This window comes from Enterovibrio makurazakiensis, assembly GCF_050336585.1.
Classification (GTDB): domain Bacteria; phylum Pseudomonadota; class Gammaproteobacteria; order Enterobacterales; family Vibrionaceae; genus Enterovibrio; species Enterovibrio gelatinilyticus.
Genome location: NZ_JAKJSE010000012.1, coordinates 173,664 through 184,172, shown reverse-complemented (window position 1 = coordinate 184,172; position 10,509 = coordinate 173,664). Strand labels below are relative to the sequence as shown.

The following is a 10,509-nucleotide window of genomic DNA, read 5'->3' as shown; positions in this document are numbered from 1 at the left end:
GCACGATGTAGGCTTGCTCTCCGTGAGAGCTTCATCTTTCATCACAAAAGAAGAATTTGGAGCGACACATCGGGTTCGAACCGATGACCTCAACCTTGGCAAGGTTGCGCTCTACCAGCTGAGCTAGTGTCGCARTATCAACCGTTTTTCAACGTTTGAWTAAATKTGGTTGCGGGAGCYGGATTTGAACCAACGACCTTCGGGTTATGAGCCCGACGAGCTACCAGACTGCTCCATCCCGCGTCCGATTAACCGTTCAAAGTACGGCGTAGACTTACTCTTCTTCAGAGCATTATCTTCCGACGTATCAGAAGACAAAATTTGGAGCGACACATCGGGTTCGAACCGATGACCTCAACCTTGGCAAGGTTGCGCTCTACCAGCTGAGCTAGTGTCGCAATATGGAGGCGCGTCCCGGAGTCGAACCGAGGTACACGGATTTGCAATCCGCTGCATAGCCACTCTGCCAACGCGCCTTTGTCCATCCGCTTCTGGAAGTTGTTTCCCGCTGCGGTATGGGTGGGCATTCTACGGATTCACGTGATCTAGTCAACACTATTTCATAAAAAAAAGTTCGTTCGCTCAAAATCACGGCAAAGACGACATAAATCGACCATTTCGAGCCATATTTAGCCTGTAATCACGCTAATAAATGATCTTGCGGAAAGTAAGGTTGATTCTCGCCCCCCTCGTTTTGGCGGTTTTCGGGAGTGCATGTTGCCAATAAGTCTGAGTTTTGCCTGCCATTATGAGCAAAGAACCCGATCCCAATTCAAATTCACGCTTTTCTCCAGTTCGAATATGCTTCAACACAAAGCGACGACTTTCCCCAAACGTTAGTGAAGCAATGTTTGGCGCAGGTCCAAGCTCTGCCTCATTGTCTTGATGCCATCCCATGTAGTCTTGCCCATCTCGGTAAAGATTCGCCAACACAGAGTTAAATGCATCACCCGCAACACGAGAGCATTTGATTTTCAGACTATCAAGAAGTGGAGGGAATTGAGCAGGAGGTAGCCTAAGACCGGAATACGTATAACCATGCTCACCGAACCAAGCTTGCAAACGCGGTTGGAGAACTTCACGGCCAAACATCTTTATCGGCAATTGCTGCCATGGAAGTGTATTAAGAAGAGCGTCATACATCAGCTCCGCTTCACTAGTGCTGATAAAGTCAGGTTGCCAATACAATTTACCATCAGGTAAATCTATCCAACCCGTTTGTTCAAACAAATCACCTTGATTCATGCCTTCACTCTCATTTCGACTTCACTGCTCACTTTAACCACATCGAACATGAAGGAACAACAGTGAAGGCATGTCAGATTATTTTGCTAGGGCATCTTCTAGTTTTGCTTTCCAAATCGCCATCGCAAGTGCCGGCTTACGCAGCACTTCAGGGGTCGGAATCCAACTTTGCTTAACACGAGAGAATACATCAAATCGACCAGCCTGCCCTGCCATTGCCTCAGCAACCACACGGCCTGCAATGTTTGTTAAGCCAACACCATGGCCGGTATAACCATGTGCCGTATAAATGTCGTTACCCAAGTGGGCGATTTCTGGCATGTAGCTTCGCGTTACTGCAAATAGCCCACCCCAGTGGTATTCCATTTTCACATCGCCCAGTTGTGGGAACACTTTCAGCATACGCTGTCGCAAGCGCTCTTGGCTATCAGGGTATTCGCCATTAAACGGATGGTTTACACCACCAAACAGAATTCGGCCATCGGCGGTAGGACGCAAATAATCCAAACAATTGTTCAAATCAGACATAGCCATCATGTTGCTGATTGGCTGTCGGTCGCCCAGCTGTTCTGTTACAGCAATATATGATGCAACGGGAAGTACCTTCGACTGTGCTCTACGATTTAAACCATCTAGGTACGCATTGCACGCCAACAATACTTGCTTGGCTTTAACGCTGCCTGTTGCTGTTTTTACTGTGTTAACACCTGAGCCTTTCTCAATTTTAATGACCGGACTATTTTCATAGATTTCCGCACCCATTGAAATCGCAGCCTGAGCAAGGCCAAGTGTGTAATTTAAGGTATGAACGTGACCACTGTTCGGGTCAAATAGACCACCAAGATAACGACGAGTGTGCGCCACTTCATCAATTTTATCTGTGTCCCACCACTGAGCAACGGGATAGTTGTAGCGGCCTTGCTTGAGTTCATGCCATGACTTAAGTTCTTCTTCTTGGCCTTTATTTAATGCCAATTCGATGTAACCTTCTTGGAAGTCACACCCAATGTCGAACTCCTTAATACGCTCACGAATGATATCGATAGACTCGACAGACAAATCCCATAGCTGTTTTCCCCATTCAGGGCCATAGGTTTCGTCTACTTCACGCAATCCAAGACAATACCCCACCAGCGCTTGACCGCCATTACGACCAGAACCGCCAAAAGCAATACGTTGGCTCTCAAGAACAACAACGCTCATACCCTGTTTACGAAGCTCGATGGCAGCATTGGTTCCCGTCAAACCCGCTCCAATAATACAAACATCCGCTTGAATATCATTGGTTAACGTTGGTTGCTCTGGTAATACGTTTGCCGTTGCTTGGTAGTAACTATCGATATACCCGTTTTCTTTCGCCATTTTGCGACTTAATCCTGCCTATGCGTAAAAAGATGGCGAATATTCGCACCAACCCCCCAATCTGGCAAGCGGAATCCGCTGTTGCACTAACAAACAAATTGTTACTCAATCACTCTGAATTTGGTTGACTATTTATACAATTGTTTTGATGATGCGCGTTCAAATTCCGGCTTGGTATAGCCATCTTAGGACTAACGTAATGAACCAACATCTTAAAGGGGTGACCGCGGCGAGCATCGCACTTACCGCAACTTTGTCTTTCGGCGTTTCAGCAAACAACGAAGTACTTAACATTTACAACTGGGCAGAATATATGCCCATGAACGTCATCAACGCATTCGAAAAAGAATACGGTGTGACGGTTAACTACTCGACGTTTGAAAACAATGAATCCATGTATACCAAGCTAAAGTTGCTTGATGGTAAAGGTTACGACCTCGCATTCGCGTCAACGTACTTTATCGAAAGAATGAGCAACGAAGGCATGCTGGCTAAAATCGACAAATCGAAAATCCCGCATGTTAAAGACATTATCCCTGGTTTGCTGGCGCAACCTTTTGATAAAAACAACGACTACTCACTGCCATATATCTGGGGCGTGACAGGCATTAGCTATAACGGCGATATCGTCGACGGTAGCGCTGTCACCAAGTGGGCGGATTTGTGGAAACCCGAATTCGCAGGGCAACTGATGCTGCTTGATGACGTGCGTGACGTATTTGGGATGGCGCTAAAATCTAAGGGTTACAGCATCAACACCAAGAACGAAGCTGAAATCAAAGAAGCCTATGAACTCCTAAAAACACTGCGCCCGAATGTAGTGGTCTATAACTCAGATGCGCCTCACGTACCGTTTGTGACGGGTGAAGTAGGAATAGGTCAGCAGTGGAATGGCAATGCCTACTTGGCACAGGCTGAAATGGATAACATTAAGTTCATTTATCCTGACGAGGGTTCAATTCTTTGGATGGATAACTTCATTATTCCAAAAGGTGCAGAAAAAGTAGACCTTGCCCATCAGTTTATTGATTTCCTATACCGACCTGAAAATCAGGCGGCAATGGTTGAAGAGCTTGGCTACCCTGCACCAAGCAAACGCGCCAAAGAGAAACTGTCTGCTGAATACACTGAAAACAATGTCATCTTCCCTTCGGACATTGATGTTGAAAAAGGTGAGTTCACTAACGATATTGGCAGTGCGGTAGGAATTTACAACCGTTACTGGCAACTGCTGAAAAGCTAACAGGCTCGATATTTCAACGATGCCACTTAGTTCAAAAAAAACCGCAGCTTAGGCTGCGGTTTCTGTTGGTAGGGGCAGCCCTTTATTACTGCTACCCCGTTGCTCACAACATCTAGCTCGATTTAAAGAAAAGTAAGTGAGCAGCACTGAGAGAAATCGCACCTCGTACAATCAATTTCAATTGATCCGCCGAAATTTTCGCAAAAACCTTAAAACCGATGAACATGCCCACGAACAAGGCTGGCAGCCCAACAGCACTCGCTTGTAGCGTTTCCATGTTCACCAAACCTAAGCTAACTAACCCCACCAACTTCAGGATGTTTAAGGTAAGAAACGCCCAGACGCGAGTCGCCACGTACGCATGCTTTTCCATTTTCTGCTCAAGCAGAAACAGCCCCATCAGTGGCCCTGCGGCATTAGCCAACACGCCAACAAACCCGCACAAGGCGCCAGCAAAACCAGCGGAATAGCGGTGCGAGAACACGGGCAAAGGGTGGTAATCAAGCCAAAGAGACAATCCTAGCAACGCGAAGATCAACACGCCTAACATGGTCATAAAGGTACTCGGATCAATGCTACCGAGCACCATCGTCCCCACCAATACGCCAAGCGCACCGAATGGAACGAGTTTCGCCAACACGCCCCAATTAACATTTTTTCGATAAGTCATGACAGCGACTAAATCAGTCAGCAAATAAAGCGGGACGATAACCCCTAAAGCTTCAGGGCCGGGAAATGCAAGCATCATCAAAGGAAGGATAATGAGGCCAAGTCCACCAATGGAAAACTTGGAAAAGCCTGTCACCAAACATGCGAGTGAAATAAATAGCCATGACATTTCCATTGCCGTTCCTCTGTTGGTCTTATCTGCACACTAATGCATCAAATATTGAATGACTCAACATATGGACGTTGGCGAAATTCATGATGTTTTATAATTACTTTTCTCGGAATCGGGAGTAATCTTACACCTCGATCACCGTTGTAATCAGGATAGCTCAGAATGATTGATTTTCGCTCAGATACAGTAACTCAACCCGATGCAAAAATGCGTGAAGCCATGGCGAATGCGCCGGTAGGCGACGACGTTTATGGGGATGACCCGACAGTGAACGAACTTGAGCGATGGGCAGCAGAAAGACATGGTTTTGAAGCTGCGGTTTTCACTTCGTCAGGCACACAAGCCAACCTTTTAGGTATTCTCGCACACTGTGATCGTGGTGACGAGTATCTGTGCGGCCAACAAGCGCACAATTACAAATATGAGGCAGGTGGAGCTGCTGTGCTTGGTTCAGTCCAGCCACAACCTATCGAAAACAATAAAGATGGCACACTTTGCTTTGAAAAACTGGCTGCAGCCGTCAAGCCTGACGACGTTCACTTTGCGCGAACCAAGTTGCTTAGCCTTGAAAACACCATCGGCGGTAAAGTGTTGCCTTTGAGCTATTTAGCGCAAGCACGTGAATTTGCCAATAAACACCAACTTAAACTGCATTTGGATGGCGCACGCGTGTATAACGCTTCTGTCGCGCTAAACGTTGATATCAAAGAGATCAGTCAACATTTCGACTCGATGACCATTTGCTTGTCTAAAGGGTTGGGCGCACCTATTGGTTCATTGTTACTTGGTGATGCTGACTACATTCAACGAGCACGTCGTCTTCGCAAAATGGTCGGTGGCGGCATGCGCCAAGCGGGTATTCTTGCCGCAGCAGGCATGATCGCGCTGACTGAAAATGTAGAACGTCTCAAAGATGATCATGACAACGCCCGTTATCTATCCGAAAGTTTGGGTGCGATTCAGGGGTTCAATACCTTCATTTACCCAGTGCAAACAAACATTGTCTATGCTGACGTGGCGCCACACATCGATATTCATGCCATTGCCAGTGCACTGAAAGAGCAAGGTATTCTTGTATCACCTGGATACAAATCAATGCGTTTTGTCACGCACAAAGATGTCACCAAAGCCGATATTGACCAGCTGCTTTCAGCCATTGAAAAGCAGCTATAATCTCGATTAAACACAGTCAATTGGTGTCAATGTGTCGATGAGACAAACAATGAACAGCGATTAAACAGGGGCGGATTTCCGCCTCTTTCTATATCTGATGAGGAAACATCATGGCTGGAGCTAGTTTGCTTACCCTACTCGATGACATTGCGACGATCCTCGACGATGTCTCCCTGATGAGTAAAGTCGCGGCGAAAAAAACTGCCGGCGTGTTAGGGGATGATCTTGCATTGAACGCGGAGCAAGTGTCAGGTGTAAAAGCGGACCGCGAACTCCCCGTGGTGTGGGCCGTCGCGAAGGGCTCTTTTCTCAACAAGCTGATAATCGTCCCAGCTGCACTGGCGATTAGCGCGATTGCACCATGGCTCATTACCCCGCTACTCATGTTAGGAGGGCTATTCCTCTGCTTCGAAGGCGCAGAAAAGATCATTCACACCTTCTTCCACAAGAAAGACTCACACGATACCGCGGCATCCCATCAAAATGACGAGGAAGATTTCAATACGACCACATTAAACGCCGCAGAATATGAGACTCAGAAAATCAAAGGGGCAATTCGCACAGATTTTATCTTGTCCGCGGAAATCATTGTCATCACGTTAGGTGTCGTCTCAGAGAGTACATTTCTCACCCAAGTGATCACGCTTTTTGGTATTGCCTTTGTCATGACAATCGGCGTTTACGGATTGGTCGCGGTTATTGTCAAAATTGATGATGCAGGGCTGTACCTCAGTCAAAAGCGCATGGCTATCACTCAAGCTATTGGGCGTGGCTTACTGGCCTTTGCACCAATTCTCATGAAAGGTCTGTCGATCGTCGGAACGCTTGCCATGTTCTTAGTTGGGGGCGGAATCCTTACTCATGGGGTGCACGTATTATCAGAATGGATTGGAGATGCTGCACAGGAAACCGCCTTGATACCTTCAGTCGGCGCTATTATCTCCGCCATACTCCCCACCCTGCTCAATGGCATTATTGGCCTTATCGCTGGCATCGTCGTTGTCGGTATTGTTACCTTGCTAAGTAAACTTAAACCCAGCAAATCTTAAAATTAGTTCCATGACTGCGTAATACTGCGGATTGACGCTCTCCAAAAAGCTGCATAATTTATATCCAAGCCACTTGAAGTTACAGAACTTCAGGTTGCTTGAGTATAGATACAAACATGAATAGCAACGGAGAGCACGGATGACGGCAAAACATGTATTGATCACGGGTGGTGCAAGTGGCATTGGTTTGGGCATGGCGCAAGGTTTTGCACAAGCAGGCTATCGCGTCACGTTATCTGACATCAACGCAAACGCACTAAACGCCGCCGTTGAACAGCTCACCTCGGCGTATGATGTTACGGTAAAAGGCATCACACTCGACGTGACAGATTCAACGCAAATCGCGAGCGCACCGGATCGTGTAGATGCGCCAGTGGATATACTCATCAATAATGCTGGCATTCAATTTGTCTCCGCACTTGAATCATTCCCTGAAGATAAATGGCGACTCATTATCGACATTTTGCTCACAGGACCCGCCATGCTGACCAAAGCCTTCTTGCCTCAGATGTATCAACAAAACTTCGGCCGCATCATCAATGTTGGGTCAATACATAGCTTGGTCGCCTCCCCCTATAAATCAGCCTATGTCGCAGCAAAACACGGGTTGTTAGGGTTTTCCAAGACCATCGCACTCGAAAGCGCAGAGCATGATGTCACCATTAACACACTCTGCCCTTCTTACGTCAAAACACCGCTAGTAGAAAACCAAATCATTTCGCAGGCGCAGAATCATCAAATCAGCGAAGAAGAAGTCATCAACACAATCATGCTGAAACCTATGCCTAAGAAGGCATTCATTGCCCTTAGTGAATTGGCTGATACCGCCCTTTTTCTCAGCTCCCCCAGCGCCAAGAACATCACGGCACAAGCGATTGCCATTGATGGCGGTTGGACCGCGCACTAGTATTAAGCTGCTCAACGAACACTTTTTGCGCACTTGTTCACCTTTGTCAGGTGAATATAGTGCGCCAGCCCACATTGCCAACAACTCCTCACGGCTTTATCTCAAAATCAGTAAGTTAAGAGCGCTACACTGACTCTATACAAGGAAATCAGTGTAAGGAGAGCGCTATGACACACTCGCCATTATCCAGTGACAAGCTCTATCGCACTTCAGAACTCAATCGACTCAACGTTTCTTCTACCAAGCACCTTGAGCCTTTAGACGAAATCGTCGGTCAAGACCGCGCTCGTCAAGCCGTTGAGTTCGCGATGTCGATTCAAGAGAAAGGCTACAACATATACGCAGTTGGCCAGAACGGCCTTGGAAAGCGCACTATGGTTATGCGCTACTTGAGTCGCCACTGGGATTACAGCCACCCTATTTATGATTGGTGCTACGTCGTGAATTTTGATGATTCACGCATGCCAACCGTACTTCAGTTGCCTGCAGGCCGCGGTTTAAAACTCAAAAAAGACATCGAGAAGTTGATGGGAAGACTCAGTAATTCCCTGCCGATGGCTTTTGACAATGAAATGTATTATTCGCGTGCCGACGTGCTGAAAAACGGTTTAACCGAACAACAAGAAGGCGCATTGCAAGAACTCAGTGATGCAGCAAAATCGCAGCATGTCAGCCTTTCTATTACAGGTTCAGGTGACTATCAATTTATCGCCTTAAATGGCGAAGAACCCCACACAGAAGACACCTTCGACGAATTACCTGAAGAAGAACAAGCGCTATTCGACCAGGTCATTAAAGACTTAGAGGTTCAACTTCGCGGGCTTGTACGCACACTGACAGACTGGGAAGAACAGTACGCCGAAAAACAATTAAAACTTGATGAAGAAGTGGCAACAGAAGTCGTTTCTCATCTGTTTAAAAAGATTGTCGAGACGTATCAAGATTTGCCTCAAGTTAAGAAGTACTTAAAGGCGATGCAAAGTGATATCGTCGAGAACTTGGATATCTTCCTACAAGAAAGTGAAGAGCAAGCGGCTCTCGCTTACGCCGCTCTCGATAAAAAACTACCGCGTCGTTACCAAGTGAACGTATTGGTTGCGCAAGAAGAAGATGTGCCGCCAGTCATCGTAGAAGACAGCCCGACCTACCACAACATTTTTGGTTACGTTGAAAACGCAACTTACAAAGGCACGGTATTTACTGACTTCTCCTTAATTCGCCCCGGTAGTATTCATCGCGCCAACGGTGGTGTGTTGCTGATTGATGCCGTCAAAGTTCTTGAGCGCCCTTACGTTTGGGATGGCCTAAAACGTGCGCTCAGCTCCCGCAAAGTCAGCTTAAGCTCGCTAGAGCGCGAAGTGACGCTCAGTGGCACGATTTCGCTAGAGCCCCAACCTATTCCCTTAAATGTCAAAATCATTCTGTTCGGCGACTACAAAACGTACACCCTGCTTCAACACTATGATCCGGAGTTCAGCGAACTGTTCCGTGTCACGGCGGATTTCGAAGATGACATGCCACGAAACGATGACAGTGAGCTGAAATACGCCAAGTTCATTTCGAGCATCTGTCACGACAACAGCCTGCTACATTGCGATCAAGGTGCTATCGGTCGAATCATTGAGCACAGTTCGCGTCAGTCTGGTGACCAAGACAAGCTATCTTTGCATTCGTCAGATATTGCCAATTTACTTCGCGAGTCGAACTACCAAGCCCGTAGCGGTAAGTCGAACCTGATCCGCGCGTCCCACGTCGAGAAAGCCCTCGCCAGTCGTGATCTCCGAGTGAGTCGCCTGCGTGATTACGTGATGGAAGGCTTTACCACAGGGACGACACTCATCGATACCCAAGGCACTAAAGTGGGTCAGGTGAATGCGCTTTCTGTGCTAACAACCAATGACTTTAGCTTTGGCGCACCAAACCGAATTACGGCAACCACCTCCTTTGGTGATGGCGAAGTGCTAGATATTGAACGCAGCGTGAAGCTCGGCGGTAACATTCACTCGAAAGGCGTCATGATCCTCACGGCCTACCTTGCTTCCTTGCTTGGAAAAACCGCGAAGATCCCTGTGACAACTCACATTACATTTGAGCAATCTTATGGTGGTGTCGATGGGGATAGTGCGTCAATGGCAGAATTCTGCGCCGTTATCTCTGCAATTTCCGGTGTAGCATTGCGACAAGATCTGGCGATAACAGGGTCGATGAACCAATTTGGTCAATCGCAACCTATCGGTGGTGTTAATGAGAAAATCGAAGGCTTCTTCGATGTTTGTACCATTAAGGGGCCAAAGTCCAAACAAGGCGTGATCATTCCTCGCTCAAACGTGCATAACCTCATGCTGCGCAAAGACGTCATTCATGCCGTCGAGAAAGGGAAATTCCATATCTACGCTATTGATCATGTAAGCGAAGCTATCGCGTTGTTTACAGGTATGCCAGCAGGTGAAATTGGCGCTAAGGGCACATTCAAAAAAGGAACCGTGCTCCACGAAGCCTTCACGCAACTTGAAGCACTGAGGCAGACAAGCAAAGACTAACTCTACATCAGTGCGCTCACTTGCTCGAGGCAGTGAACTAAGGCGGACAACATAATATGAAAGAGGCCGACATGATGTCGGCCTCTTTTTTGTGTCATCCCTTTTTAGAGCACTGCACGATTACTCTGGTGTTACGCCTATCAAGCATT

At 47.2% G+C, this 10,509-nt stretch carries 8 protein-coding genes and 4 tRNA genes; 5 read left to right on the top strand and 7 right to left on the bottom strand.

Going from position 1 to position 10,509, the window contains the following annotated elements:
• Positions 1-57: 57 nt before the first annotated feature.
• The 6 genes from L4D06_RS10720 to L4D06_RS10695 form a co-directional block, all read right to left on the bottom strand.
• Positions 58-133 (bottom strand) — tRNA-Gly (locus L4D06_RS10720).
• 33 nt (positions 134-166) lie between these two features.
• Positions 167-243: transfer RNA gene (locus L4D06_RS10715), tRNA-Met, on the bottom strand.
• Between the two features lie 79 nt (positions 244-322).
• Positions 323-398 (bottom strand) — tRNA-Gly (locus tag L4D06_RS10710).
• A 4-nt stretch (positions 399-402) separates the two neighbouring features.
• A tRNA-Cys gene (locus tag L4D06_RS10705) sits at positions 403-476 on the bottom strand.
• A 169-nt stretch (positions 477-645) separates the two neighbouring features.
• Positions 646-1,245 (bottom strand): alpha-ketoglutarate-dependent dioxygenase AlkB family protein, encoded by a 600-nt coding sequence (locus L4D06_RS10700; protein ID WP_429739310.1) that lies wholly within the window; start codon positions 1,243-1,245, stop codon positions 646-648.
• A gap of 78 nt (positions 1,246-1,323) precedes the next feature.
• Positions 1,324-2,607, bottom strand: coding sequence for an NAD(P)/FAD-dependent oxidoreductase (locus L4D06_RS10695; protein WP_274165704.1), 1,284 nt, complete (start codon positions 2,605-2,607; stop codon positions 1,324-1,326).
• Between the two features lie 199 nt (positions 2,608-2,806).
• Here L4D06_RS10695 and L4D06_RS10690 point away from each other — a divergent pair, with 199 nt between their 5' ends.
• Positions 2,807-3,850, top strand: coding sequence for an ABC transporter substrate-binding protein (locus L4D06_RS10690; protein WP_274165703.1), 1,044 nt, complete (start codon positions 2,807-2,809; stop codon positions 3,848-3,850).
• A gap of 112 nt (positions 3,851-3,962) precedes the next feature.
• Here L4D06_RS10690 and L4D06_RS10685 read toward each other — a convergent pair whose 3' ends face one another.
• Positions 3,963-4,694, bottom strand: a complete 732-nt coding sequence (locus L4D06_RS10685) for a sulfite exporter TauE/SafE family protein (RefSeq protein WP_274165702.1) — start codon at positions 4,692-4,694, stop codon at positions 3,963-3,965.
• Between the two features lie 159 nt (positions 4,695-4,853).
• Between L4D06_RS10685 and ltaE the strand changes: the two genes are divergently transcribed.
• The 4 genes from ltaE to L4D06_RS10665 all read left to right on the top strand — a co-directional run bounded on the left by ltaE (position 4,854) and on the right by L4D06_RS10665 (position 10,360).
• Positions 4,854-5,864 (top strand): low-specificity L-threonine aldolase, encoded by a 1,011-nt coding sequence (gene ltaE, locus L4D06_RS10680; RefSeq protein ID WP_274165701.1) that lies wholly within the window; start codon positions 4,854-4,856, stop codon positions 5,862-5,864.
• Between the two features lie 110 nt (positions 5,865-5,974).
• Complete coding sequence (locus L4D06_RS10675) at positions 5,975-6,913, top strand: DUF808 domain-containing protein (protein WP_274165700.1); 939 nt, start codon at positions 5,975-5,977, stop codon at positions 6,911-6,913.
• Between the two features lie 139 nt (positions 6,914-7,052).
• Entirely contained in the window at positions 7,053-7,820 is a 768-nt protein-coding gene (locus L4D06_RS10670) for a 3-hydroxybutyrate dehydrogenase (protein WP_429739308.1), read from the top strand.
• A gap of 167 nt (positions 7,821-7,987) precedes the next feature.
• On the top strand, positions 7,988-10,360 hold the full coding sequence (locus tag L4D06_RS10665) for a Lon protease family protein (RefSeq protein ID WP_429739306.1): 2,373 nt from the start codon (positions 7,988-7,990) through the stop codon (positions 10,358-10,360).
• The last annotated feature ends 149 nt before the right edge of the window (positions 10,361-10,509 follow it).